Origin of the sequence: Tardibacter chloracetimidivorans (assembly GCF_001890385.1) — a bacterium.
Taxonomy (GTDB): Bacteria; Pseudomonadota; Alphaproteobacteria; order Sphingomonadales; family Sphingomonadaceae; genus Tardibacter; species Tardibacter chloracetimidivorans.
Genome location: NZ_CP018221.1, coordinates 1,953,282 through 1,977,506 on the forward strand (window position 1 = coordinate 1,953,282; position 24,225 = coordinate 1,977,506).

Sequence of the window (24,225 nt, forward strand, 5' to 3'; positions counted from 1 at the left end):
GACGGAGCGACGCTGATGGGGAGCTGAGGATCAGTGCCGCCCCAGCTCGTCAGCGCGGCGTGTAAGCCTTGCCATCACCGAGGAAGCGGCGCGTCGATTCCCGCGCCTCGCGCTCGATCTGCCCGCGCCGCGCCTGCTCGATGGACTCCGCGCGGAACTGCGCCGCCATCATGTTCTGAATCTGGAGCTGCTGCTTGGCTGTGAGCGCGAGAAGCTGATTGGTTGCCTGCTGCGCCTGCAACGATCCTTCCGCGCCCTGGCTGCGCGCGACGATCTCGGCGAGCACCTGGGTGTCGCTACGCACATTGTCGACGATGCGATTCTGGACCCCCATTGTCTGCCGGAACGCGGTCATCGCCGTGTCGAGCTGGGTGCGGGCGCGGCCGACCCGCTGGTCGCGGCGAAAGATCTGGTCGAAGCTTTCAGGGTAAAGCTGGCGAAACCGGTCGTCGAGCTGGTCGATGCGGAAGTCGATGCCTTGCGCTTGGCCCATGAGCTGGTCGATCTGCTGGAGCCGCTGGCGCAGTTCCTGAAGCTGCGGGAAGTCGATGCGGCTCAGGTTCTTGCCCTGATTGATGAGCATCTGCGCTTCGTTCTGGAGGCTCCGGATCTGGTTGTTGATCTGCTGGAGCGTCCGCGCGGCAGTGAGCATGTTCTGCGAATAGTTGGTCGTGTCGAACACACTGAGCTGCGCCGACGCTGGGGCGCTGGTCAGCACGCCGGTGCCGAGCGAGCCGATCGCGGCGGTGCCGAGGATGGCGGCGATCATGTATTTCTTCGTCATTGGTCATCTCCTTCTGGGGTTGGTGGCGGGGGAAAATCGGCGAGCAGGTCGGCCGCCCATTCGAGGCCGGCGCCGGCAAGGAAGCGGCGGGCGAACTCGGTCGGCTCGCGCCACCCGAAGTCGAGCGGATCGATTTCCGACAGGATGGCGTCGATGCGCTTCTGCGTCTCGGGATCGGAGGCGCCGCACAGCGCCAGCGCGATCGGGCCTAGTCCCAGCTCGAACAGGCGGTTGCCGCGCGCGGACTGGAGGTAATATTGCCGCTTGGGGGTCGCGCGGCTGACCAGCTCGATCTGCCGCCCGTTCAGGCCGAACCGGACATAGGCGGCCTGGCTCTGCGGCTCGATCGCGCGGTCGTTAGGCAGCAGGATGCGCTGGGGGCAGCTCTCGATGATCGCCGGCGCGATCGTGCTGTCGGCGATGTCCGCGAGCGACTGGGTCGCGAACACCACCGCGACGTTGCGCTTCCTCAGCACCTTCAGCCATTCGCGGATTCGCGCGGCGAAGAGCGGGTGATCGAGGAACACCCAGGCTTCGTCGAGGATCAGCAGCGTCGGCCGCCCGGTGAACCGCTCCTCGAGGCGGTGGAACAGATAGGTGAGCACCGGTGCGACGACGCCGGCCTGCCCCATCAGGGCTTCGGTCTCGAAGCACTGGACGTCGGCGATGGCCAAGTCGTCTTCGGCGGCGTCGAGCAGCCGGCCGAACGGCCCTTCCAGCGTATAGGGCGCGAGCGCGGAACGGAGCGGTGTCGATTGCAGCAGCAGCGACAGACCGGTCAGCGTCCGTTCCTCGACCGGCGCGGTCGCAAGATTGGTCAGCGCCGACCAGACCGCTTCCTTGATCTCGGGCGTTACCAGCACCTTTTCGTGAGCGAGCAAGGCGCCGATCCATTCGGCGGCCCATGCGCGTTCGTCGGCGCGGTCGATGTGCCGCAATGGCTGGAAGGCGATGGCGCGGCCGCCCTCGTCACCGTCGCCGCCAAGGCCGAGCGCATGATGCGCGCCGCCCATCGCCAGCACGGCGGCGCGCGCCGAAAAGCCCTTGTCGAAGACATAGACCTGGGAGTCAGGGTAGCGCCGGAACTGGAGCGCCAGCAGCGCGAGCATGACCGACTTGCCGGCCCCAGTTGGCCCGACGATCAGCATATGGCCGACGTCGCCGACATGGGTAGAGAGCCGGAACGGCGTCGATCCGCTGGTCTCCGCGTAGAGCAGCGGCGGGCCGTCCAGATGAGTATTGCCTGCCGGCCCCGCCCATACCGAGGACAGCGGCATCAGATGCGCGAGGTTCAGCGTGTGGACGATGGGCTGGCGGACGTTGGCATAGACATGGCCCGGCAGGCTCGACAGCCACGCCTCGACCGCATTGATTCCCTCACGGATGCAGGTGAAGCCGAGCCCGTTGACGATCCGCTCGACGCTGCGGACCTTCTCCTCGACCCGCGCGCGATCGGCATCGGTGACGGTGATGGTCGTCGTGAGATAGCCGAAGGCGACATGATCGCCGCCAAGCGCCTGCAAGGCGAGATCGGCATCGATCACCTTATTGTCGGCATCGGAATCGAGAAGCTGGACCGGCTGATTGTAGATGACCTCGCGCAAGAGCGCGGTGATCGACTTCCTCTTGTTGAACCACTGGCGGCGGAGCTTCGTCAGCGCCTTGGTCGCGTCGGTCTTGTCGAGCGCGATGAAGCGCGTCACCCAGCGGTAGCCGAAATCCTCGTGGTTGAGCGCGTCGAGGATGCCGGGCCGGCTCGCATTCGGGAAACCAAGAATGGTGAGCGTTCGGACATGATGATCACCCAGCATCGGCTCCAGCCCGCCGGACAACGGCGTGTCGGCAAGCAGCCCGTCGAGATACATCGGTGTCGCTGGAACGGCGACGACATGGCGGCGCGTCGAGATGGTGCCGTGCAGAAACGTCAGCGTCTCGGCATCGTCGAGCGCGCGCACCTCCGGCATGAATCCGGCGAACAGGTCCAGTGCCCGGTCGGTCTCGGCGACGAAAGCCGCCAATGCCTGGCGCCAGTCGCGGCCCTTCACCTCGTCACCGCGCTCGACCAGCGCCCGTCCGGCCGTGTCGGTCTGGTCGGGCGGCGGCAGGAAGGTGAGCGTCAGATAGTAGCGGCTCTCGAAATGCTGGCCGGCATTCTCGAAGCCCGCGCGGCGCTCCTCGTCGACCAGCCAGGACGCGGCGTCAGGGAAATCGCTCGCCGGGTAGCCCAGCGCCTCGCGCCGCTCGGCCTCGAAGTGGAGCGCCCAGCCGGAACCGAAGCGCTTGAGGACATTGTTCGCCCGCGCGCAGGTCGCGACCAACTCCGCTTCGGTGGCGGATTCCATGTCCGGCCCGCGGAAGCGCGCGGTGCGCTGGAAGCTGCCATCCTTGTTGAGGATCACGCCGGGCGCGATCAACGCCGCCCACGGCAGATGGTCGGCGAGCCGATCAGCTTGTCGGCGATATTCACGCAGGCTCAGCATGCGAGGTGCCCCTTCTGGCGGAGATGGCGGGCAAGGACCGGCGCGAAATCGGGGTCGCGCTTCGCGGCAAACATCGCCAGCGTGTGACCGAAGGCCCAGAGCAGCAGGCCCGCGATCCATTGCTGGAGGCCGAGGCCGATCGCCGCCGCCAGCGTGCCGTTGACGATCGCGATCGCGCGGGGCGCGCCGCCGAGCAGGATCGGTTCCGCCAGCGCGCGGTGCATCGGCGCCTCGAAGCCTTCGATATGCTGGGCGCCGTACGTATTTGGGGCGATCATGCGATCAACGCCCCGCCGCCGAAGCTGAAGAAGCTGAGGAAGAAGCTCGACGCCGCGAAGGCGATCGACAGGCCGAACACGATCTGGATCAAGCGGCGGAAGCCGCCCGCGGTCTCGCCGAACGCGAGCGTCAAGCCGGTGACGATGATGATGATCACCGCGACGATCTTGGCGACCGGCCCCTGGACCGACTCCAGCACCTGCTGAAGCGGTTCCTCCCACGGCATGCCCGAGCCGGCGGCCAGGGCGAGCGCCGGGGCCAGGACCAGCCCGGTCGCGGCAACCTTCAAGGTGGACGACAGCGCGGTCGAAGCCAGTAACCGGGACTTGCGATTGTCGGGTTTGGCTGCCGCGGGTTGCGTGGGCACGGACATGGATCAGTCTCCTTCGGACAGGGTTGCGGGATCGGGGGTGAGGTCGAGGACGGCGTAATTTCCGTCAGGGTCGAGGCCGGCGACGCGCGCGATCGTCTCGACACGGCGCGCGAGGCCGCGCCCGGAGATGAACACGATCATGTCGATGGCCTCGGCGATCAGCCGGCGCGGGACGGTGACGACGCTTTCCTGCACGAGCTGTTCGAGCCGGTAGAGCGCGGACGTCGCGCTGTTCGCGTGAACGGTGGCGATGCCGCCCGGATGCCCGGTGTTCCAGGCTTTGAGCATGTCGAGGGCTTCGCGTCCGCGAACCTCGCCGACGATTATGCGGTCGGGGCGCAGGCGCAGCGTCGAGCGGACAAGATCGGCCATGCTGACGCTGGCCACCATCGCCGCCGTTCCGGGCCGCGTCCGCAGCGCCACCACGTCGCTCGCCGCGCATTGCAGCTCGCGGGTGTCCTCGATGATGAGGACGCGTTCGTCGAGGTGCGCCATTTCGGCGAGCAGCGCGTTGGCGAGCGTCGTCTTGCCCGATGACGTGCCGCCCGCGACCAGGATGTTCTTGCGGTCGACTACCGCCAGGCTCAGCAGCCGCGCCGTATCGGCCGGCATGATGCCGTCCTTCACATAGTCGAGCAGCGTGTAGATCTTCGCGGCGGGCTTGCGGATCGAGAAGCACGGCGCGAGGCTGACCGGCGGCAATATGCCTTCGAACCGCTCGCCGGCGCCTTCGCCATGCGACGGAAGCTCGGCCGACACGATCGGCGCGGCGGCATGAACCTCGGTCCGCGCATGGCTGGCAACGAGACGGATGATCCGTTCGACCTGCGCCGGATCGTAGCGGGTGCCGGTGTCGATCCGACCTTCGCCGAGCCGGTCGATGCGCAGCACGCCGTCCGGGTTGACCATGATCTCCTGCGTCGCGGGATCGGCGAGCGCGGCGACGATGGACGGCCCCATCGCAGTCCGCAGCATCGCCCGCCGGCGGTCGGATGAAAGCGCCTCGCTCATGACCCCGCCTCGGCGGTGTCGAGCGTTCGCTTGCCTGCGGCGATCTGCCGGCCGAGCTGGGCGATAAAGCGGTCGAACCGCTCGTTGCCAGCCGCGACCGCCGCAGCATCCGCCTCGGGGAGCGGCGCGGTGACAGTGAGCTGGTAGCGGACGAACAGCGACAGGGCTTCGAGCACCACCTCGATGTCGCGACGGCATGCGCCGATCTCGCGCGAGATACGGTCGAGCCGAACCTTGAGGAGGTCGTCCACCTCCTTGGTCGCGCGACGCGCGAGCCAGTCGCGAAGTGCTTCATTGACGACGCGCGACTTGTTGCCGCCACGCCGAAGGATGGCGAGCCCTTCAAGCGCCTCGCTCAGCTCGCGGTCGATATAGAGATTTTGCCGGACCTTCATGGCTCAGAGCCCCGGCAGGAGGTCGCGGTCGCGACCCTGATTCATGGCGTGACCGCGGACCAGCGCGCCGCGCACGCGGTCCATCGCCCGCTTGTCGGCGGCGGCGTCGCTGTCGTCGCGATCGATGTCGGGCAGCTCGAGCTGCTTGGCCGGCTCCGCTTTGGCGATCTTTTCCTCGAGACCGGGATGGCGCTGCTGCTGGAGACCGCCTGCCTCATCGGCCGCGCTCGCCTCATCCTCGGTCTTGCCGAGGCGGGTATCGGGATTGCGGACGAGACCACCCCAATCGTCGGCGCGCGGCTGCGGCCGGTCGGCATAGGCGCCCTGCGCAAGAGCCGGCGGTGGCGCCAGGCGGCTCTGGAAGTTGCGATCGTCGTAATAGCGCAGCTTCTTCGCCCGGATCGGCGCCATGCCCGAGACCAGCACCAGCTCGTCGGCCGGCGGGAGCTGCATCACCTCGCCCTGGGTCAGAAGCGGCCGCGCGGTCTCCTGCCGGCTGACCATGACATGCGCGAGCCACGGCGCGAGCCGATGTCCGGCATAGTTGCGCATGGCGCGCTGTTCGGTCGCGACGCCCAGCGCATCCGAAATCCTGCGCGCGGTCCGCTCGTCATTGGTCGCGAAGGCAACGCGGACATGGCAGTTGTCGAGGATGGAGTTATGCTCGCCATAAGCCTTCTCGATCTGGTTGAGGCTCTGAGCGATCAGGAAGGCGCGCACGCCGTAGCCGGCCATGAATGCAAGGCTCGTCTCGAAGAAGTCGAGCCGCCCCAGCGCCGGGAACTCGTCCAGCATCATCAGCAGTTCGTGCTTGCGGCCTTTGGTCCGCTCGGCATCCAGCTTCTCGGTCAGGCGGCGGCCGATCTGGTTGAGGACCAGGCGCACCAGCGGCTTGGTGCGGCTGATGTCCGACGGCGGAATGACGAGGTAGAGCGACACCGGCTGCGGCGCTTCGACGAGATCGGCGATCCGCCAGTCGCAGGCCGAAGTCACCTCCGCGACGGTCGGATCGCGGTAGAGCCCGAGGAACGACATCGCGGTGGACAGCACGCCCGAGCGTTCGTTCTCGCTCTTGTTGAGCACCTCGCGCGCCGCCGATGCGACGACCGGATGGACCTTCGGCGCCTCCTTGGTGCCGAGATGGTTGTTGGTCATCATCCGCCGTAGCGTGGCGGTGAACGGCCGCTGCGGATCGGAGAGGAAGGTGGCGACCCGCGCCAGGGTCTTCTCTTCCTCGGCATAGAGGATGTGGAGGATCGCGCCGACGAGCAGGCTGTGGCTGGTCTTTTCCCAGTGCGATCGACGCTCCAGCGCCCCTTCTGGGTCGACCAATATGTCGGCAATGTTCTGTACGTCGCGGACTTCATGCTCGCCGCGCCGGACCTCCAGCAGAGGATTGTATTTAGCGGAGAGCGGATCGGTCGGGTTGAACAGCAGGGCATGGCTGAACAGGCCGCGCCAGCCCGCGGTAAGCTGCCAGTTCTCGCCCTTGATGTCGTGGATGACCGCCGAGCCGGTCCAGCTCAGCAGAGTCGGAACGACTAGGCCGACGCCCTTGCCCGAACGGGTCGGGGCGAAGGCCATGACATGCTCCGGGCCTTCATGACGGAGATACCGGCCACGCAGGCGGCCAAGGAATATGCCGGCGTCACGGTGAAGACCGGCGCGCTCGATCTCGCGTGCCGTTGCCCAACGGGCGGAGCCGTAAGTAGTGACATGACGCTGTTGCCGTGCCCGCCAGAGCGATCCCGCGATCGCCGCCCCGCATCCGAGGAAGCCGCTGGCGCCCGCCAGCATCCCAGCCTTGTCGAAAACCTTCGGCGCGTAGGCTTCGAACGCATACCACCACCAGAAGATTTCCCACGGGCGGTAGACGGGCGTGCCGGCGAAAGTGAACCAGGCTTCGCCAAGCTGCGGCTGATAGCCGAGCTGCGCCGCCGTCCATTGGGTTGCGGCCCAAACGCCCGCGATGACGATCGCGAAAACAACGAAGATCTGGCCGACAAGCAGTTTGGTGGGGGTCACATTCTGGCTCCGGGAAGGACGGTTCGTCCTGGCCCGGAAAGAATCGCATCGGCCGCGGCGGGAGCGTTAGTGCCTCTCTGCCGACAGCGACCACCTTTCTACCGACATCGCGGCCCATCGTGGGCGCCCATTGACTCATCGTTCTATTTTTGTTCTCATCGTCAGACTATGACCATGACCCGAGTCGATGACGACGTTCTCGCGCTACATCTCGAAGTGGCACTGGCTGGCACAGCCCCATCCTGCTCGACGGCTTGAGCGATCCGGATCAACGTCGGCGTCATGCAGCGGTCGGTGAAATCGCCCGGCAAATGGTCAAAAGGCTGCGCAGCTTCGATATTCAAAGCGAGGACACGATGTTCACCCGCAGTCCGCAGCAAACCCTGTTCCCGGATGACATGGGTCCAATCGGCATGGCGCAACGCTAATCACGCGTTCCGCGCGTAACTTCTATGTCGCCCGTCGTCTTTCGCGCCGTATAGTAGCGGCCGACCAAAGCATCTGGAGATGCGTCGGGGTCAAATTCAAGATAGGCCACGCCTTCATGCGGAGAACTGCGATGACGAACCTGCGCTATCGGGTCGTTGTTGTAACTATACCAGATGCGAAAGCGGCCAATCTCGGGAAGGCGCTCAAGAATGCACCGGGTCGAGTGGGATTCGGACTCGCCCGTCTTTAACGTCACGCTCGTAGAAAACAGGCGTTGGCGGACCGTGATCCGCGTTGGAATTGGATCGATGGGTTGGCCTGTCTCGGGATTGATCCACGTTGATCGAAGCGTGCCATCCCACTTGCCGTTAAGGTCTGGGAATGCCTTCCGGCCAAGAAGAGGAACTTGCCGCCACAGCCATCGCCAACCGGCCTCTGCGACCGCAACGAGAATCGTCCCGACGATCGTCACCGCCAGCGAAAGCGTCTTCAGGAGACCTGCTTCTTTGTGAAGCGCCAGCGCATAGACGGCATCGATCGACCAGGCGCTGAGCAGTCCAGCGACAAGGATAATGGAAACCTGGGCCTTCTTGCCCAGCAGTGACCACATCAGGCGTCGCCGAGGTAAGCGATGGCAGCGTCCGCGAATGCCAAAGCGTCGGCATGGTTCCAAGCTTGGTCTGCATGGAAGAGCCATTTGATATCGTTGATTTCCGTCAGGCCAGCCTGCGCGGCCGAAAGCAATTGCTTGATGCGCCATGCAACGCGCCGCACTCGGCCATATCGATCATCGGTGGGAACGGTAAAATACGGGTCTTCCACTGCGTATACGAGACATTCGACAAGGAATGACGGCACTCTCGCCTTCATTGCACCGGTCCTCAGCATGTCCGCCTGCATCCGCTTGAAGATGCGAACTGTCCGCTTGAACTGGTGTCCCGTTCGACCGCGTTTCGCGCGACCATTGGCAGCGTGCTGATCGGGAAAATTGACTGTCCAGCGACCGTCGGTCGACAGGATCGCAACGCCTTCCAGCGTCAGATAACGCTGGGCATCCGTCAGCCAGGTAACATGATGATAGCGGATCGCGGGCACGACATCGACTTCGGCCCGGCTCCCGGTGATACCCTTGATGCGGATCGCTTTCTTGCCAACCTCCACATTCGATCGGCCGAAACGGGTCGACAGGTCCTTGGCCAGATTAACCCTCAGACCATTGAATATCTGCTGAAAGGTCGGGCCGGCATCGCTGTAGCCGAGCATGCCTTGAGCTGCCGGAAGATAGACATTGTCAGCGTAGTCCACCTTCAAGAGAGGATGGACGACGCGCAGATCAATGTCCGCCTCGCGCCGGACGTTGGTGCGGTTGAAGTAGGAGCCCTGTCCCTCAACCCGCACGCGCTGGCCGTTCAGCCAGCTATTGTCCGCGATCGCCGCCGAAACATTGGTCTTGGCGCGCTCGATGGTGCCGCCCTCGCTCACGCTTTCCGGGCGTTCCCAATGCGTGAAGCGGTCATTCCAACTCGACCGACTGCGGCATGGCCCCTCCGCGGCTCCCGAGCCGGCATTGAGGAGCAGCGCAAGGATGTTCGGCGTTGCTGGCGCGGGGGCCGGAGTTCCACCAAACAGGCCCGCCAATGCGGAGGTCGGCGCCGTGGGAGCAAGGCCGAAAATCGAGCCTAGGCCGCAGCCAAGGGCTGGTTCGATTGGCTCATTGAGCCAGTTGATCTTGTCATGCGCGGCCATTTCAGACGCGTATAGCAGATTTCAACAAGATGTGGTGTGGAAATCGCCCAATAAGGGCTTCGAGCACAACTTATGCCCCCTTCCGGCCCCAAGTGACGTTCCCGAACACCAGCATATCATTATGGAGGCTCGGCATCCTCGATGCAGCCCATGAACCGCGTCAGCTCAGCCGCCATCCCCGCCAAGGTCGTGGAGCTCCGCCAGGAAGCGCCGTGCCGCCGCCTCCGCTTCATCCGCCGCCTCGGTGTCGATCTCGCGCCCGTGCGCGGCGGCATTGAGGGTGCGCAGCGCGGTCATGAAAGGCTCGGCAGCGGGCGGTGAGATGCCTTCCTGTCCAAGCGCCCGAACGAGATTGGCGATGCCGGCCTGCGTCGGCGCGGAAATGCCGTGGGCTTCCAGCGCCGAAAGCAAAGCGCGCTCGATCTCGATGCGCAGGCCGACCAGTGTCATGTGCGGAAACTCGCGGGCCAACTCGTCGGGTGTGGGCAAGGCGGCCTGCAATGCTTCGGGCGGCGCGGTCAGGAGCTGATATTTGGCAACACCCATCGGCTTCGCACTGTCGCGCAGCGCATATTCCACGATCACCTCATTGCGGTCCTGACACAGGATAATCCCGATCGACGGTTGATGATGCGGCTGACGAATCTGATCGTCGACCGCCGAGAGGTAGAAGTTCATCTTGCCCGCAAATTCCGGACGGAAGGGTTCGACCTTCAGTTCGATCACGACGAAGCAGTTAAGCCGATAGTGGAAGAACAGCAGGTCGAGGAAATAATCCTGTCCGCCGACCTCCAGCGGATATTGGCTGCCGACGAAGGCGAAGCCCTTGCCCAGCTCAAGAATGAAAGCGCGAAGTTGTTCGAGTAGCGCGCGTTCCAGTTCGCGTTCGCTGACCTCCGGCCCCAGCCCAAGGAAATCGAACGCATAGGGATCTTTGATGAGCTGCTGCGCCAGCTCGGATTGCGGCGCCGGGAGCGTGCGGTCGAAGTTGGTCAGCGCGGCGCCGGTCCGGCCCCGCAGATTGCCCGCGATCTGGTTGCTGAGGACGGCGCGACTCCAGCCATGTTCGACCGCTTGCCGGACGTACCATTCCCGATCGTCGGCGGTCTTGAGCTGGTCGAGCAGGACCATCGTATGACCCCAGGGCAATTGTGCAGCAACCTGCTGCACAAATTGCTCGTCGGGCCATGCCTGGGCGAAGGCACGCATATATTTGAGGTTGCGCGGCGACATGCCGGTCATTTCGGGGAAGGACCGTCGAAGGTCGGCCGCCAGCCGGTCGATGACCTTCGTGCCCCAGCCTTCGGCCTGCTGCTGGCGGAGGATATCGCTTCCGATTCGCCAGTAAAGCAGGAGCAGTTCGCGGTTGACGCCGATCGCGGTGCGGAGCCGTGCGTCGCGGATACGCTGCTTCAAGGTGGTGAGCAGCGTGTCGTAATTCTCTGTGTTCGTGGGCAGGTTGTCGGTCATGGATCTCGCTTCTGCATGGGAGCGTAGCCGGACGGTCCGATCTTGTCAGGAAATTGTCGGCCCGCTGCGCTGCCGCCCGAACGTCCAGTTGATGCCGCTGTCTCGCATGATGCCGGACACGTCCTTGCCGACATGCCGCTCCAGCACCGGCCGCCACGGCACCAGCGTAAAATCCCGCGACCGTTCGATCAGCGCATGCCGGCCGCTCGCCATCTCGACCGAGCGGGCAAGCCGGCCTTCGATCCGCTCGCCGACCTTGGCTTCGGCGAACGGTTTGCCAAGATCGTCGGATAGCTGGCCCGCGACGCGCAGCACCTCGCGCCGCTGGAGCGCGGCGAGCATGCCCCGACGATAAACGGTCCGGCCGTCCTGCTCTTCCGCAAGCTGCTGCGCGATCAGCCATTGCCGCCGCCGCGCCTGCGCATCCTGTGCATCGCGGCCAAACCCGGCATCGCGCAGCGGCTCGGGCGCGGACGCGACCAGTTCCTTGTCCAGCCAAGTGGCCGCGTCCGCGTCGACCAGCTTGTCGAGCGGCTGGACCGACAGGGTCTCGACCGACACGGGCCGGTCGCGAAGCTGCCGCGCCTCGAACTTCTCCACCTTGTCGAGATGGTCCGGCGTGATGATCCAGGTGCCGTCCGGTTCGCGCTCGACGCTGTTCATGCGCTTGCGCATCGCTTCGAGCCGCCGGTCATGGGTTTGTGCGAACCGCTCGCTGGCGCTCGGGTCGTGACGAAGATGGGCGTCGACCGAGTATCGTCCGTTATTGGCGGCCGCGACCTCCACGATCGTTCGATCGACCGGCCGCACGACGCCCTCGCGCGGCCCGATCCTGACGATAGAGCCGGTCGCCTGCGGCTCGATGTTTTCGCCTTGGCCGATCTCGACATAATGCGACCGGCCATCGGTCGCCTCGACGATCATGTAATGACCGTCGTTATACTCGTCGGAGATGCCCCGCTCGACAACGCGGCCGACCAGCGGTCTCACGCCATGCGCGGCGGGGTCGTATATGGCCTGGTCCGCCATCGCCGGCGCGTTGCCGCGCGAGGAATAGGCACACTGCATCGTGCGGATGATGTCGCCGCGCTCGCCCATGCGCCGGAGCGTGTCGCCAAGGTTGGGCGCAAGATGCCAGTGCGCCGCGCCGTGCTGCGTCGCCAGGCCAAGCCGCTCCAGCTTCTTGAGCCGGCCCATGCGGATCGCCTGGTCGAACGCGCCACGCGATTCCGAGCTGACGAGGATGTTCCTTTCGACCTCGCGCAGGAGCGCCCGGTCGATGCTGGTCAGCCGGTCCTGTCCGACCTCGGCGCGAAGCCGCTGCTCGATGGCGTCGTCGGTGCGCGGGCCAAGGTCGAGATCAACTAGTTCGCAGGCGCGCTCGCGCATACCGTGGCTGATGTAGTCCTTGGCGATCAGCAAGTCCTTGCCGAGATCGTCCTTGCCGCGCACGATGACGTGGGTGTGCGGATGGCCGGTATTGTGGTGGTCGACCGCCACCCAATCGAGCTTCGTTCCGAGATCTTCTTCGGCCCGGGCCATGAGCCGCCGGGTGAGCGGCTTTAGGTCGTCATATTCCATACCGTCCTCGGGGCTGACGATGATGCGGAACTGGTGACGATCGTCCTTCGCCTGCTCCAGCCAGGCGTCACGATCCACCTTGTCGGTATCGGCGCCGTAGAGTTGGCCGCGTCCGCCGTCGCGGGTCGTGCCGTCGCGCTCGACGTAACGCAGATGCGCTTTTGCGCCATTGAAGCCTTTGCCGCCCAATGTGACCGGCCGTATCTTCACGATGACGCGACGCTGACGAAACGCGGCATAGCGATCGCGTGCCGACAGCACCCGGCCGACGCCGGCGCCGCGGCCGATCCGGCTGCCGGTATAGCCGGACTTGCGCGACCGCCCCACGGCGCCGCCGCGTGCCAGGTTCGCAGCGGCAATCACGCGCGACAAAAACTTGCGCGCCTTCCCACCCTTGCCACCGGCGCGCATGCGGCCGAGCCGCGGTTCGAAATCGTCGTCTGAAGCCATGATCGAGCGCCATCCAGCGAGCCAAAGGCCCGACCATGCGCGAGCATCGAAAACATGAAAATCGGTGCCGGTGAAACGCCCGGAAATCCGCCACTTTTGCGCGTGACGGCACTGTCCGGCGCGGAGCGGCACTGTTCTGCCTTCCTGAAAAACGATGTGCAGACAATAGCTTAAAGCCTGCTCGCGGATGCGGGCAGTGCTGTAGCTTCTCTATCTTGCCCTCGTAATTGGGCAACCATCCAGGACGCTCATCATGTCGGCTTCTCCTTTTCAACCGGGGGATCATGGCCTGACGCGGCAGCGCCAGGCCGGAAGATCGGGGCAGCATTCGAGGTCTGGTGCGCAGTGCACTCGTCCGCATTCAGCGAGGGCGTAAATAGCCGCATGGCAGCGGCGCGAAGCCCAGCGCGATGCATGTCGACATCTAGATATCGGGGCAACATCACAGGCATTCGCACGTGGTTCGGCCCCGTCTGTCGAGGGGTCGGCCACAGGCAAGTGTCAACGGCGGTCGGATTTTAGGCCAGCGTGGCGGAGTAAAAGTAGGCCACTGATTGTGGCGCGGATGATATGCAAAGGGCCCCGATCGGGGCCCTTTGCATATTTGGCGTTTTCGGCGGGGGGCTGGAGGCGGCGTGGGCGGCCTGGTTTTACTCCGCCCCGGCAGCGCGGCGGCGGCGCGCAGACTGCTGGAGGCGATAGCTGTCACCGTTCATGGTGAGGATGCTGACGTGATGGGTGAGCCGATCGAGCAGCGCGCCGGTGAGGCGCTCCGAGCCCAGAACCTGTGTCCAGTCCTCGAACGGGAGGTTGGACGTGACGATCGTCGATCCCCGCTCGTAGCGCTGCGAGAAGGTCTCGAACAACAGTTCTGCGCCGGTTGGCGAGAGGGGGACGTAGCCCAGCTCATCGACGATGAGCAGCTTCACCGCCGCCAGCTCGCGCTGCATCCTTAGCAGCCGCTTTTCGTCCCTGGCCTCCATCAACTGGTTCACCAGCGCCGCAGCGGTCGTGAACGCGACCGTGAAGCCTTTCTGGCAGGCCGCCAGCCCCAGGGCGAGCGCCACGTGGGTCTTGCCCGTCCCGCTGTTGCCCAGCGCGATGATGTTCTCCCGCCGCAGGATATATTCACCCCGCGCCAGTTCCAGCACGAGCATCTTGTTGAGGCTGGGGATGGCGGTGAAGTCGAAGCTGTCGAGGCTTTTCACCGCCGGGAACCGGGCGGCCCGGATTCGGCGCTCGACTGTGCGGCGTTCCCGGTCGATCAGTTCCAGCTCGATGAGGCGCAGCAGGTAGCGGCTATGGTCGACGCCGTCGCGCGCACATTCCCGGGCCAGCTTCTCATATTCGCGCAGCACCGTGGGCAGCTTGAGCTGCTTGAGATGATGCGCGAGCAGAACCTGCGGCGTGCCCGCCGTAGTGCCGGCGGGCATCTTGTCCTCGTTCGCCCGGCTCATGCCGCCAGCCCCGGCACGAGCGCGGTATAGTCGGCGGCGCACGTCGTCTTCACCTCCATCCTGGGGAGGTGGGGATAGGCCGCCAGATCGAGCCGGGCGGGTCGGCGCTCAATGCGCGCCAGCGCGATCTGCTTGACCGCGTCGAAGCCGATGGCGCCGATATGGATCGCCTCGTTCACCGCAAAGGTGACCACTTCCATCGGAATCGCCTCGAGCAGGCGCAGAACCTGGATGAACTCGCGTTTGCCCTTGTTGCCCATCCGCCCCTCAAGAAGGTGACGCAGATGCTGGAACACCTCGGGCAAGGCCCAGTCCTGTAGCGCGGCGGCCTGATCGAGCGCATTGGGCTTGGTCTCGATCAGCGCCAGATAATGGAGCGGGTTCGCCACGAACATGGCCTCGCCATAACAGCGGGGATGCCGGGCGATCTCCTCGCCGCCGCACAGGATTACGACCGCGTCGACGAAGCCCTTCACTACGACGTCCTGGAAGCCGTAACGGGTGGGCACCGAGTAGTCGTTGGTCCGGTAGCGCACCAGCGCGGTCGAGGACACGCGCGCACTGCGCGTCTCGCAAGGCTCGAACGCCCCCGCCGGCAAGGGGCGCATCGCCGCCAGATCGGCCAGCAGCCGTGCGCCGATCGTCTCGCTGTGGCGGCCCGCCCGCTCTTCCTGCCGGGCACGGCAGCGACGCTCCAGTTCGGCGTTGAAGGCATCGTAGCTCGCCGCGTGCGGGATAGGCACCATGAAGTGTGACCGGGCATGCTTCACCAGGCCTTCGACCTTCCCCTTGTCGTTGCCTTTGCCGGGACGCCCGAACCGATCCGTGAACAGATAGTGGCTGACCAGCCCGGTAAAGGCCTGCGTGCGCTCGCGCTTGCCGTCGCCGCAGATCTTCGCAACCGCGATCTTCGTGTTATCGTACAGGATCGAGCACGGCACCCCGCCAAAGAAGGCGAACGCTGACACGTGCCCATCGAGGAAGGCCTCGGTCGTCTCCGCAGGATAGGCCTTTACGAAGCAGGCATCCGATTGCGGCAGGTCCATACAGAAAAAGTGAACCTTCTGACGAACGCCGTCGATCACCCCCACCGCTTCGCCAAAATCCACCTGCGCGTGTCCCGGTGGGTGCGCCAGCGGCACGAACGTCTCGCGGCCCCGCGCCCGGCATTGCCGGACATAATCCTTCACCACCGTGTAGCCGCCGCCATAGCCATGCTCATCGCGCAGCCGCTCGAAGATCCGCTTGGCTGTGTGCCGCTGCTTCAGCGGAGCAACTCGGTCTTCTCCCAGTATCGCGTCAATCACCGGAAGTAATGGACCAAGCTTTGGCTTCGCCACAGGCTTCGTGCGCGTGTACCCCGGCGGCAGCGAGAACCGGCACATCTTCGATATCGTCTCGCGGCTCAGGCCGAACACCTTCGCCGCCTCGCGCTGACTGTTCCCTTCCACAAACACAAAGCGCCGAACTGCTGCGTAACTCTCCACGGCAAACATCCCCGGCCGCTCCCAAAAAGAGCAACCCTACCAATGGCTGGTTTTTACACCGCCGCGCTCAGCAAATCGCCGACGCTCCACTGGCCTGGTTTGTCACCGCCCTCCACACTTACGTCGCGATCTCATTAATCCAACGCTGCCATAACAAGTTATCGATAATATCGTCTCTAATCGATAAACTGTCAATACTCGTGCGCGGCGTCCGGCGCAGCCGGATGGCCCTGCGGGTCGCGAGGCAACTTCGCGTCCATGATAACCCAGCATAGTGCTTCGGCATTTCGCCATCGCGGTTGCCGGATCGGGGAAGCCTTAATCCGAAAGACGGTGCGCAATTTGCTTTGAGGTATGCGTGAGTTTGCGAAGCAGACCCTCGCGGGATTTCTCAAGCTTCCCCTGATCGATACTTGATACGGATAGAGCCAGCGTGGCAGATCGATCAGGTTGCAGAATGGGGACAGCCAGGCAGCAAAGATCGGGAGCGATTTCACGATCGTCGATTGCATAGCCGACGGCTCTGACGGTTTGCAGATGTTCGCGAAGCTCGCCTGGATCAACGATCGTATTTTGCGTCAAGCGCACGAACGGCCCTCCGGACAAATAGCGTTCCCGGTCCGCGTCCGACAGATAGGCAAGCAGCACCTTGCCTATGCCGGAACAATAAGATTCGAGTTGCATGTCTTCGTGCGTGAGTGGGGCGTCTTCGACATGCCCTTCCTTGACCAGGTAGGTCGTCATATCGCCCTCCAGCACGCCCATGTGCACGACATGACCGATGGCACTTGCCAACCGGCGAATTAGCGGGCGCGCAAGTTCGGCGTGAACGCGGTTGGGCTTGATCGAGGTTAGCATCTCCATCGCCCGGCACCCGGCAACATAGTGACCTCTCTTGCAGGTACGTAAATGACCCTGGTCCTCCAGAGTTCTGACCATACGGTACACGGTTGCCCGCTTGAGGCCGAGTTCCCGTCCGAGTCGATGGGCCGGTGTGCGGCCCTGGTCGCGAAGGATGCAGTCGTACAGGTCTAGAGCGCGTACGAGTGAACCGAGGGTTGGGGTGCCTTGTCTCATATAATGAGTTATATAGAACGAGGATCAATTGAGCCAGCACTCACTCTGCGGTACCGATAGAGGCGCAACAACAAACAAGCCCAGTCGCAATGGCAGGAGTAAAGGATGGCTGACATGTCCACATGGAAAGACCTGGCGGCGCGGCTCCGCGATGCCTATGATGGCACGCCGGTTCCACCGTTGCGCGATGGACTGGAGCCGCATGATGTCGAAGCGGCTTATGCCATACAGGAAGTTAACACACGCTTCTGGGAAACGTCCGGGCGCAGAATCGTCGGGCGCAAGGTCGGGCTGACAGCAAAAGCGGTGCAGGAGCAACTTGGCGTCGACCAACCCGACTTTGGCGTTCTTTTTGACGATATGGAATTGCCGGATGGCGGTGCGCTACCCGCCGGCAAGCTTCTCCAGCCAAAGGCGGAGGCCGAAATCGCGCTCATCATCGGGGCCAATCTGCCGGACCGAGCTGTGAGCCGCGAGGAGCTTGCGGCGGCGGTCGAAAGCGTGGTTGCAGCCATCGAGATCGTCGATAGCCGCATCGCCGACTGGAAAATCACTTTTGCCGACACGGTCGCCGATAATGGATCCTCCGCGATGTTTGTGCTCGGCAAGGACCGCAAGCCGCTGGCCGGGCTGGACCTGTGGACCTGCGGCATGGCGCTGGAAGTCAACGGTGCCGTCGTCTCGCTCGGTGCCGGCGTTGCTTGCCTGGGCCACCCGATGAATGCGGCGACCTGGCTTGCCAACACACTGGCCGAACGCGGAGAGCCGCTGCGCAAGGGCGACGTCGTGCTGACCGGCGCACTCGGCCCCATGGTGGCGTTGCGGCCGGGTGACAGTGTCAAGGCTACCATCGGCGGGCTGGGTTCAGTCGGTTTTACGTGTGAAGGATAAAGTATGAGCGGGAAAACGAAAGTCGCCATTATCGGTTCGGGAAACATCGGCACCGACCTGATGATCAAGATCATGAGACTGTCCGACACGCTGGAAATGGGCGCGTTCGTCGGCATCGACCCGGAATCCGACGGGCTCAAGCGGGCTCACCGCATGGGCGTGCCGATCACTGCCGAAGGCGTGGAAGGCCTGGTCGGCATGCCGGAATTTGCCGAGATCGAGATCGTGTTCGATGCCACCTCGGCCGGCGCGCACAAACATCACGATTCGCTGCTGCGCGCGGCGGGCAAACGGATCATCGACCTGACCCCGGCGGCTATCGGTCCCTATACGATTCCGCCGGTCAACGGCGGGACGAATCTCGATGCGCCCAATGTCAACATGGTCACCTGCGGCGGTCAGGCAACCATTCCCATCGTCCATGCGATCAACCGCGTCGCCAAAGTGCACTACGGAGAAATCGTCGCGTCTATTGCTTCGAAGAGCGCCGGACCTGGTACCCGCGCAAATATCGACGAATTTACCGAAACCACCAGTCAGGCAATTATGGCTGTTGGCGGTGCAACGCGGGGCAAGGCGATCATCGTGCTCAACCCGGCCGAACCGCCACTGATTATGCGCGATACCGTCTATTGCCTGTGCAAGGACGGCGATCAGGCGGCAATCGCGCAATCGGTCAAAGACATGGTCGCCGAAGTGCAGACCTATGTGCCCGGCTATCGGCTGAAACAGGAGGTGCAATTCGAGCACATCGGATCCAACCGCCCCTTGCGCATTCCCGAGATGGATGACGAGTTCACCGGCCTTAAAGTTTCCGTCTTCCTCGAAGTGGAGGGCGCAGCCCACTATCTCCCGGCCTATGCCGGCAATCTCGACATCATGACCTCGGCGGCACTCAGGACTGCCGAACGCATGGCGACGCGAATGCATGAAGGAGCCGCAGCATGAGCTTCGATCCGACCACCACCAAGCTCTATATCCAGGATGTCACCTTACGCGACGGGATGCACGCCATCCGCCACCAATATGGTCTGGATCATGTGCAGGCGATCGCCAAGGCACTAGACCGCGCGAAAGTCGATGCAATCGAAGTCGCGCATGGAGACGGGCTATCAGGATCTTCGTTCAATTACGGCTTCGGTGCCCATACCGACTGGGACTGGATCGGCGCGGTGGCCGAAGTACTCGAACATTCTGTCCTCACCACACTGCTGCTGCCCGGCATCGGCACGATCCACGATCTCAAGCACGCCTATGAGCTGGGTGTGCGCTCTGTCCGGGTCGCGACCCACTGCACCGAGGCCGATGTCGCCAGGCAACATATCGAATACGCGCGCGGGCTTGGCATGGACGTGTCAGGCTTCCTGATGATGAGCCACATGTCCGCGCCCGATGCGCTGGCGCAGCAGGCCAGGCTGATGGAAAGCTACGGCGCGCATTGCGTTTATGTCACCGACAGCGGCGGCGCCATGTCGATGGACGATTGCGCCGCCCGGCTTGCGGCCTATGACCGGGTGCTGAAGCCCGAAACGCAGCGCGGCGTGCACGCGCACCACAACCTGTCGCTGGGCGTCGCCAATTCCATCGTCGCGGTGCAGGGCGGCGCGGTGCGCGTCGATGCGTCGCTGGCAGGCATGGGCGCGGGCGCGGGCAATGCGCCGCTGGAGGTGTTCATCGCGGCGGCGGACCGGATGGGCTGGAATCACGGCACCGATCTCTATGCGCTGATGGATGCGGCCGAAGAGCTGGTGCGTCCGTTGCAGGACCGCCCGGTGCGGGTGGACCGCGAGACGCTGACGCTGGGCTATGCCGGCGTCTATTCCAGCTTTCTGCGCCATGCCGAGAAAGCCAGCGCGGAATATGGCGTCGATACCCGCGCAATCCTGGTCGAACTCGGCAAGCGCAAGATGGTTGGCGGACAGGAGGACATGATCGTCGATGTCGCGCTCGATATGGCCCGACGGGAAAGCTGACCGGCGATGGCGGTCCGCATCGCGGTGATCGGTGCAGGAGCATTGGGCGGCTATTTCGGGGCTCGGCTGATGCAGGCGGGCCATGACGTTGTTTTCGTCGCGAGAGGGCACCGGTTACAAGTGCTGTCGGATAGCGGGCTGACAATCGCGACAGAACACGGCACCGAACATTTTCGCTTGCAGTTGACTGACAGCTTCGAGGCGATGGCGAGCGTCGACCTCGCGCTGCTTTGCGTCAAGACTTGGCATGTTCCGGGCGTGATCGCGCAGATGCAGGCTGGCAGCATCAGTCCGCAACGCTTGCTTACACTGCAAAACGGCGTGGAAGCGCATCTCCAGATGGCCACAATATTTCCTGCCGGGCGGATCTTGTCCGGAATCGCCCAGGGTTTTTTTGAAATAGAGCAGGATTGCCGCGTACGTCACGCCGGAGTGCCACCGAAAATCATTTTCGGCGCATTGGCTCCTGATGGCAAGGCGCATGCGGTATGGCTGGCGGCTCTATTGGGCGATGCGGCGATCCTTTATGAAAATGTCGCCGATATCGAAGCCCGCCTATGGGAAAAACTGCTGCTGGCCAGTTCGGTCGGTGCGGTTGGCGCCTGTACGGGCAAGCCCATGGGGGCCATTCTCGGTGAGCCTGACTTGCGCGGGCAAGTGGTGCAGATGATGGATGAAATTACTTCCGTGGCGCAGGCGGCGGGCATTGCGCTCGATCAGGCGGCCAGTACGCGCATGTTCGATTTCGCCCGGACATTCCCGCCCGAAGCAACGACATCGATGCAGCGTGATCTGATGGAAGGCCGCCCTTCCGAACTGGATGCGCAACTGGGAGTGATCTATCGCCTCGGATGGGAATATGGCGTTTCCATACCGCTAGAGCGGTTTCCGAGCTGATTGAATCGCGAGGGATTCCCAAGCGGCATATTTTCTGATTCATCCGATTTGCCGGTGAGGAGGTCGGCATGGGATGGGTCGAGCCTTGTCTGTGGATTTGCGCGAGCGTGTTTTGGCGGCGGTCGAAGACGGCTTGTCGTGCCGTGCTGCGGCGGCGCGGTTCGGGATCAGCGTGTCGAGCGCAATCCGGTGGCGGCAAAGGCTGCTTGCCAAGGGCTCGGTAGCACCGCGCCCGCAGGGCGGCGACCGCCGTTCGGCGCGGATCGAGGCGCACGGCGATCTCATCCGGGCCGCCATTGCCGAGACGCCCGACATGACGCTCGAAGAGTTGATGGCGATGCTGCGCGGGCACGGTGTGTCGGTGGGGATCGGTACCTTGTGGCGGTTCTTCGACCGGCACGGGATCACGCGTAAAAAAAGACCGCGCACGCCACCGAACAGGACCGGCCCGACATCCTCGCCCGCCGCTGGGACTGGTTCGAGAGCCAGGTCGATCTCGACCCCGACCGACTGATCTTCATCGACGAGACCTGGGCCAGCACGAACATGGCGCGCCGCCACGGTCGCTGCCGCAAGGGCGAGCGGCTGCGCGCGGGCGTTCCGCACGGACACTGGAAGACGACGACGTTCGTGGCAGGCCTCAGGAACACGGGCATGGTCGCGCCGATGGTGCTCGACGGGCCAATTAACCGCGACGCCTTCACCGCTTATATCACCCAGGTGCTCGTCCCCGAGATCGTCCCCGGCGACATCGTCGTCATGGACAATCTGTCGAGCCATAAGGGCGCCGAGGTGCGCGAGGCCATCGAGGCGGCGGGCGCAACGCTCCTGTTCCTCCCGCCCTACAGCCCCGACTTCAATCCGATCGAAAAAGCATTCTCGAAGCTCAAAGCGCACCTGCGCAAAGCCGCCGAACGCACTATCCACGGCCTCTGGACCGCTATCGGCCGCATCCTCGACCTCTACACCCCGCAAGAATGCGCCAACTATTTCACCGCCTGCGGATACGATGCAGCATGATCGGAAACCGCTCTAGTGCGGGCCCTCTACAACACCCTGGCAGCGCGCGAAGCAATTGCCTGCGGGACGCAACCGCAACCTGTAGCGCCGAAGATCGGGTGATCTACTGTCGGTGGCGAAAAGATTCTTTGATCACGAGCATATCAATGTCGCAAACATCCATGACGCTCTGATCCGGCACAGTATGTCGGCTAGGACTCATCACAATGGCTTCAACACACATCCCGTGGCCTCAACAAAATGAAATCATCATCGTCTTCGTATCCTACAGGATTTGTCGGAATGAAGCGTGCAAGGCGCGGAGGATGAAGGCGTTGGTGGACTGAGCCCGTGCGGTGGCCGGAAAGAGGGTACGGCTACCGCCCGGATGAGCTGGAACCATGGTACCGACCTCTATGAACTGATGGATGCGGCCGAAGAGTTGGTGGCCCCCTACAGGCTGCCCAGTGCTCGTTGATCGAGCGACGCTGACGCTCGGCTAGCTGTAGAAGTTTGGACTTAATCTGACAGTCGGTGTCATAAGGCTCACGGCATTGCCGGGGCCGGGCGCGGAGTGGTCGGGGTTGATATTAGAGCCTTTTTCGATCAGTCTGGATCGTATCCGCATGAGCTGAAGTATTTGGCGCATTCGCCCATCCGCAGGCGCTCGCCCTTGGGGCACCGGCCATGGCTGCGGGTCATGTTGGTGGCAGTCCAGGTCTCGTCGATGAACACCAGGCGCTCGGGGGCAAGGTCGAGCTGGCCGTCGAACCAGTGTCGGCGCTGCCTCAGGACGTCGGGGCGGTCCTGCTCGATTGCATGGCCAGTCTTTTTTTGCGTGTCATGCCGCGGCGCACGAAGAAGCGGTGAAGCCCGGCCACGGAGACAGTCAGCCCCATCTCGATCAGCGCCACGCGCAGCTCCTCGAGCGAGATGTCCTTGCTTGCTTCCCAGACGGCGAGGATATCCTCCGCTCGTTCTTCGACCCGCCGCGACCGCATGTCACCACCTTGAGGCTTGGGGGCAAAGTCGCCGGTCTCCCGGCGCTGCGCCTGCCAGCGGATCGCCGTCGATGCCGCCACGCCAAACCGCGCGGCGGCCGCCCGGCAGCTCATACCATCATTAACCGCCGTCAGAACCCGCGAGCGCAAATCTATCGATAGAGGTTGTCCCATCCATGCCGGCCTCCTCCACCAGCACAGATCCTGAATCAGAAATCACCCCGGATTGGAATCCGCCCTTGATTCAGAACGGTCGAAAACCGCTCTAATGACAAGCGGACATCCGCTACATCCAGGCGATGCTCGGCCATGCCGATCTCAAGAGCACCGAGATCTACACGCAGGTCAGCATCAAGGCCTTGAAAGCCATCCACACCGCCACGCACCCCGCGCGACCGATCGCCCGCGCCGAGCCCGGTCCCGCCGATCCGGAAGCCAGGGCCGAGGTCGCCGCGCTGTTCGCTATCCTCGACCGCGAGGCCGAGGAAGAGGACGCGAGCGCCTGACACCCCGTCATCGCCGCAGCATCCATAGCAACGCATAGTCGCGCCCGCAGCATAGGCGGTGCCGCTCCTCTTTTAGCCGCTAAGAAAATGAAGCGCGCAATGCGCCAAAAGATGCGTCAGGGGGTCAAAACCGCTAAACCCCTCATCACGACTGCCGAATCGGGGACGACAGCGTTGAACGCACTGGCAAAAATAGACCAACACACGACCAGCCGCCTCAGGATGCCTATACACTTACACACGATAGGGTCTCATCATCCACGCGACTGAATATGCATCAAATTCCGATTGAAAAGCAGGATCGCTATATATGCGGCCTATTTACCGGCAGCTACCGCTCCGCCACTTTGGATATGTCACTAGCGAAACCTTTCATCATCAGGATATGATGGTGTGATGGATTACTCAGAATATATCATCTATGTCGATGAGAGCGGCGATCACAGTCTGGTCAATGACGACCCGAACTATCCGATGTTCGTGTTGGCGTTCTGCATTTTCCGCAAGGCGGACTACACCGATCACATCTCACCTTCGATCCAGAATTTCAAGTTCGCGCACTTTGGGCATGATTCTGTAGTCCTGCACGAACACGAAATTCGCAAGCAACAGCCACCGTTCGTGTTCCTCAAGAGTCGAGACAAGCGGGAGCAGTTCATGGCTGACCTCAATCAGCTCGTAATAGATGCGCCGATGACAGTGATTGCCGCAGCTATCAACAAAACCCGGCATCGAGAGCGCTACGTCACCCCTATAAACCCATACACGCTGGCGCTCCAATTCTGCATGGAACGAACCCACCGCTTCCTCTGTGACCACGGGCAAAGCGAACGCCTCACCCATTTGGTAGTCGAGCGCCGGGGAAGAACGGAAGATCGCGACCTAGAGCAACGGGCGTGAAATAGGAATCAGGC

22 protein-coding genes and 2 pseudogenes are annotated in these 24,225 nt (G+C 63.5%); 8 read left to right on the forward strand and 16 right to left on the reverse strand.

Features of this window, described 5'->3' with window-relative positions:
• Positions 1 to 49: 49 nt before the first annotated feature.
• The 7 genes from trbJ to BSL82_RS10285 are packed head-to-tail and all read right to left on the reverse strand — an operon-like array spanning position 50 to position 7,347.
• Complete coding sequence (trbJ, locus tag BSL82_RS10255) at positions 50 to 784, reverse strand: P-type conjugative transfer protein TrbJ (RefSeq protein ID WP_072597382.1); 735 nt, start codon at positions 782 to 784, stop codon at positions 50 to 52.
• Positions 781 to 3,264, reverse strand: a complete 2,484-nt coding sequence (trbE, locus tag BSL82_RS10260; RefSeq protein ID WP_072597384.1) for a conjugal transfer protein TrbE — start codon at positions 3,262 to 3,264, stop codon at positions 781 to 783. Before trbE ends, trbJ begins: the two co-directional genes overlap by 4 nt.
• Entirely contained in the window at positions 3,258 to 3,542 is a 285-nt protein-coding gene (locus tag BSL82_RS10265) for a VirB3 family type IV secretion system protein (RefSeq protein WP_072597385.1), read from the reverse strand. The genes trbE and BSL82_RS10265 overlap by 7 nt, the downstream gene beginning before the upstream one ends.
• Positions 3,539 to 3,916 (reverse strand): TrbC/VirB2 family type IV secretion system protein, encoded by a 378-nt coding sequence (locus tag BSL82_RS10270; protein WP_226998424.1) that lies wholly within the window; start codon positions 3,914 to 3,916, stop codon positions 3,539 to 3,541. The genes BSL82_RS10265 and BSL82_RS10270 overlap by 4 nt, the downstream gene beginning before the upstream one ends.
• A 3-nt stretch (positions 3,917 to 3,919) precedes the next feature.
• The gene (trbB, locus tag BSL82_RS10275) at positions 3,920 to 4,927 is read right to left on the reverse strand and encodes a P-type conjugative transfer ATPase TrbB (RefSeq protein ID WP_072597387.1); all 1,008 of its coding nucleotides are present in this window, start codon (positions 4,925 to 4,927) and stop codon (positions 3,920 to 3,922) included.
• Positions 4,924 to 5,322: a CopG family transcriptional regulator gene (locus BSL82_RS10280; protein WP_072597389.1), complete on the reverse strand. Its 399-nt coding sequence runs from the start codon at positions 5,320 to 5,322 to the stop codon at positions 4,924 to 4,926. Before BSL82_RS10280 ends, trbB begins: the two co-directional genes overlap by 4 nt.
• Positions 5,323 to 5,325: 3 nt before the next feature.
• A complete protein-coding gene (locus BSL82_RS10285) occupies positions 5,326 to 7,347 on the reverse strand; it encodes a conjugal transfer protein TraG (protein ID WP_072597391.1) in 2,022 nt (673 codons plus the stop codon).
• 254 nt (positions 7,348 to 7,601) lie between these two features.
• On the opposite strand from BSL82_RS10285, the gene BSL82_RS20505 reads away from it, so the two are divergent.
• Positions 7,602 to 7,775 carry a hypothetical protein gene (locus BSL82_RS20505; protein ID WP_158010819.1) on the forward strand — a complete coding sequence of 58 codons (174 nt, stop codon included), beginning with the start codon at positions 7,602 to 7,604 and terminating at the stop codon, positions 7,773 to 7,775.
• Here the strand turns inward: BSL82_RS20505 and BSL82_RS10290 are convergent.
• The 8 genes and pseudogenes from BSL82_RS10290 to BSL82_RS21770 all read right to left on the reverse strand — a co-directional run.
• On the reverse strand, positions 7,772 to 8,386 hold the full coding sequence (locus tag BSL82_RS10290) for a Cap15 family cyclic dinucleotide receptor domain-containing protein (protein ID WP_072597393.1): 615 nt from the start codon (positions 8,384 to 8,386) through the stop codon (positions 7,772 to 7,774). The two genes, BSL82_RS20505 and BSL82_RS10290, sit on opposite strands and share 4 nt — an antisense overlap.
• Positions 8,386 to 9,522, reverse strand: coding sequence for a nucleotidyltransferase-like protein (locus tag BSL82_RS10295; protein WP_083579137.1), 1,137 nt, complete (start codon positions 9,520 to 9,522; stop codon positions 8,386 to 8,388). The genes BSL82_RS10290 and BSL82_RS10295 overlap by 1 nt, the downstream gene beginning before the upstream one ends.
• A gap of 165 nt (positions 9,523 to 9,687) precedes the next feature.
• Entirely contained in the window at positions 9,688 to 10,992 is a 1,305-nt protein-coding gene (locus BSL82_RS10300; protein WP_072597394.1) for a PDDEXK nuclease domain-containing protein, read from the reverse strand.
• Positions 10,993 to 11,037: 45 nt separating this feature from the next.
• Positions 11,038 to 13,023 (reverse strand): relaxase/mobilization nuclease RlxS, encoded by a 1,986-nt coding sequence (gene rlxS, locus BSL82_RS10305; RefSeq protein ID WP_072598722.1) that lies wholly within the window; start codon positions 13,021 to 13,023, stop codon positions 11,038 to 11,040.
• Positions 13,024 to 13,673: 650 nt separating this feature from the next.
• On the reverse strand, positions 13,674 to 14,456 hold the full coding sequence (gene istB / locus BSL82_RS10310) for an IS21-like element helper ATPase IstB (protein WP_418361277.1): 783 nt from the start codon (positions 14,454 to 14,456) through the stop codon (positions 13,674 to 13,676).
• 20 nt (positions 14,457 to 14,476) lie between these two features.
• Complete coding sequence (istA, locus tag BSL82_RS10315; RefSeq protein ID WP_072597400.1) at positions 14,477 to 15,976, reverse strand: IS21 family transposase; 1,500 nt, start codon at positions 15,974 to 15,976, stop codon at positions 14,477 to 14,479.
• 309 nt (positions 15,977 to 16,285) lie between these two features.
• Positions 16,286 to 16,831 (reverse strand): IclR family transcriptional regulator, encoded by a 546-nt coding sequence (locus BSL82_RS10320; RefSeq protein WP_226998696.1) that lies wholly within the window; start codon positions 16,829 to 16,831, stop codon positions 16,286 to 16,288.
• 51 nt (positions 16,832 to 16,882) lie between these two features.
• Positions 16,883 to 17,044: pseudogene (locus BSL82_RS21770) on the reverse strand (helix-turn-helix domain-containing protein); the annotation flags it as partial.
• 114 nt (positions 17,045 to 17,158) lie between these two features.
• On the opposite strand from BSL82_RS21770, the gene BSL82_RS10325 reads away from it, so the two are divergent.
• The 5 genes from BSL82_RS10325 to BSL82_RS19965 all read left to right on the forward strand — a co-directional run bounded on the left by BSL82_RS10325 (position 17,159) and on the right by BSL82_RS19965 (position 21,825).
• The gene (locus BSL82_RS10325; protein ID WP_072598723.1) at positions 17,159 to 17,935 is read left to right on the forward strand and encodes a 2-keto-4-pentenoate hydratase; all 777 of its coding nucleotides are present in this window, start codon (positions 17,159 to 17,161) and stop codon (positions 17,933 to 17,935) included.
• Positions 17,936 to 17,938: 3 nt separating this feature from the next.
• Positions 17,939 to 18,883, forward strand: coding sequence for an acetaldehyde dehydrogenase (acetylating) (locus BSL82_RS10330; protein ID WP_072597403.1), 945 nt, complete (start codon positions 17,939 to 17,941; stop codon positions 18,881 to 18,883).
• On the forward strand, positions 18,880 to 19,908 hold the full coding sequence (gene dmpG, locus BSL82_RS10335; RefSeq protein ID WP_072597405.1) for a 4-hydroxy-2-oxovalerate aldolase: 1,029 nt from the start codon (positions 18,880 to 18,882) through the stop codon (positions 19,906 to 19,908). The genes BSL82_RS10330 and dmpG overlap by 4 nt, the downstream gene beginning before the upstream one ends.
• 6 nt (positions 19,909 to 19,914) lie before the next feature.
• Positions 19,915 to 20,805 (forward strand): ketopantoate reductase family protein, encoded by an 891-nt coding sequence (locus BSL82_RS10340; protein ID WP_072597407.1) that lies wholly within the window; start codon positions 19,915 to 19,917, stop codon positions 20,803 to 20,805.
• A 73-nt stretch (positions 20,806 to 20,878) separates the two neighbouring features.
• Positions 20,879 to 21,825, forward strand: a protein-coding gene (locus BSL82_RS19965) for an IS630 family transposase (RefSeq protein WP_158010658.1) whose coding sequence is annotated in 2 segments (ribosomal slippage) — positions 20,879 to 21,227 and positions 21,227 to 21,825 — 948 coding nt in all. Because the reading frame shifts where the segments join, the coding sequence is not laid out codon by codon here.
• 630 nt (positions 21,826 to 22,455) lie between these two features.
• Here BSL82_RS19965 and BSL82_RS10360 read toward each other — a convergent pair.
• Positions 22,456 to 22,979, reverse strand: a pseudogene (locus tag BSL82_RS10360) (transposase); the annotation flags it as partial.
• Positions 22,980 to 23,104: 125 nt separating this feature from the next.
• On the opposite strand from BSL82_RS10360, the gene BSL82_RS21025 reads away from it, so the two are divergent.
• Both BSL82_RS21025 and BSL82_RS10370 read left to right on the forward strand, forming a co-directional pair.
• Complete coding sequence (locus BSL82_RS21025; protein ID WP_226998425.1) at positions 23,105 to 23,311, forward strand: hypothetical protein; 207 nt, start codon at positions 23,105 to 23,107, stop codon at positions 23,309 to 23,311.
• A 396-nt stretch (positions 23,312 to 23,707) separates the two neighbouring features.
• Positions 23,708 to 24,211, forward strand: coding sequence for a DUF3800 domain-containing protein (locus BSL82_RS10370; RefSeq protein WP_072597411.1), 504 nt, complete (start codon positions 23,708 to 23,710; stop codon positions 24,209 to 24,211).
• Positions 24,212 to 24,225 lie beyond the last annotated feature (14 nt).

What these genes read in the sequence shown, in the direction of transcription:
- BSL82_RS10330 (WP_072597403.1), top strand. Translation starts at nt 17,939, where the DNA reads ATGAGCGGGAAAACGAAAGTCGCCATTATCGGTTCGGGAAACATCGGC.
- BSL82_RS10290 (WP_072597393.1), bottom strand. Translation starts at nt 8,386, where the DNA reads ATGTGGTCACTGCTGGGCAAGAAGGCCCAGGTTTCCATTATCCTTGTC.
- trbJ (WP_072597382.1), bottom strand. Translation starts at nt 784, where the DNA reads ATGACGAAGAAATACATGATCGCCGCCATCCTCGGCACCGCCGCGATC.
- istA (WP_072597400.1), bottom strand. Translation starts at nt 15,976, where the DNA reads ATGTTTGCCGTGGAGAGTTACGCAGCAGTTCGGCGCTTTGTGTTTGTG.
- trbB (WP_072597387.1), bottom strand. Translation starts at nt 4,927, where the DNA reads ATGAGCGAGGCGCTTTCATCCGACCGCCGGCGGGCGATGCTGCGGACT.
- BSL82_RS10300 (WP_072597394.1), bottom strand. Translation starts at nt 10,992, where the DNA reads ATGACCGACAACCTGCCCACGAACACAGAGAATTACGACACGCTGCTC.
- istB (WP_418361277.1), bottom strand. Translation starts at nt 14,456, where the DNA reads ATGCCCGCCGGCACTACGGCGGGCACGCCGCAGGTTCTGCTCGCGCAT.
- BSL82_RS21025 (WP_226998425.1), top strand. Translation starts at nt 23,105, where the DNA reads ATGCTCGGCCATGCCGATCTCAAGAGCACCGAGATCTACACGCAGGTC.
- BSL82_RS10370 (WP_072597411.1), top strand. Translation starts at nt 23,708, where the DNA reads ATGGATTACTCAGAATATATCATCTATGTCGATGAGAGCGGCGATCAC.
- BSL82_RS10270 (WP_226998424.1), bottom strand. Translation starts at nt 3,916, where the DNA reads ATGTCCGTGCCCACGCAACCCGCGGCAGCCAAACCCGACAATCGCAAG.
- BSL82_RS10325 (WP_072598723.1), top strand. Translation starts at nt 17,159, where the DNA reads ATGTCCACATGGAAAGACCTGGCGGCGCGGCTCCGCGATGCCTATGAT.
- BSL82_RS10320 (WP_226998696.1), bottom strand. Translation starts at nt 16,831, where the DNA reads ATGGAGATGCTAACCTCGATCAAGCCCAACCGCGTTCACGCCGAACTT.
- BSL82_RS10265 (WP_072597385.1), bottom strand. Translation starts at nt 3,542, where the DNA reads ATGATCGCCCCAAATACGTACGGCGCCCAGCATATCGAAGGCTTCGAG.
- dmpG (WP_072597405.1), top strand. Translation starts at nt 18,880, where the DNA reads ATGAGCTTCGATCCGACCACCACCAAGCTCTATATCCAGGATGTCACC.
- BSL82_RS10340 (WP_072597407.1), top strand. Translation starts at nt 19,915, where the DNA reads ATGGCGGTCCGCATCGCGGTGATCGGTGCAGGAGCATTGGGCGGCTAT.
- trbE (WP_072597384.1), bottom strand. Translation starts at nt 3,264, where the DNA reads ATGCTGAGCCTGCGTGAATATCGCCGACAAGCTGATCGGCTCGCCGAC.
- BSL82_RS10295 (WP_083579137.1), bottom strand. Translation starts at nt 9,522, where the DNA reads ATGGCCGCGCATGACAAGATCAACTGGCTCAATGAGCCAATCGAACCA.
- rlxS (WP_072598722.1), bottom strand. Translation starts at nt 13,023, where the DNA reads ATGGCTTCAGACGACGATTTCGAACCGCGGCTCGGCCGCATGCGCGCC.
- BSL82_RS10280 (WP_072597389.1), bottom strand. Translation starts at nt 5,322, where the DNA reads ATGAAGGTCCGGCAAAATCTCTATATCGACCGCGAGCTGAGCGAGGCG.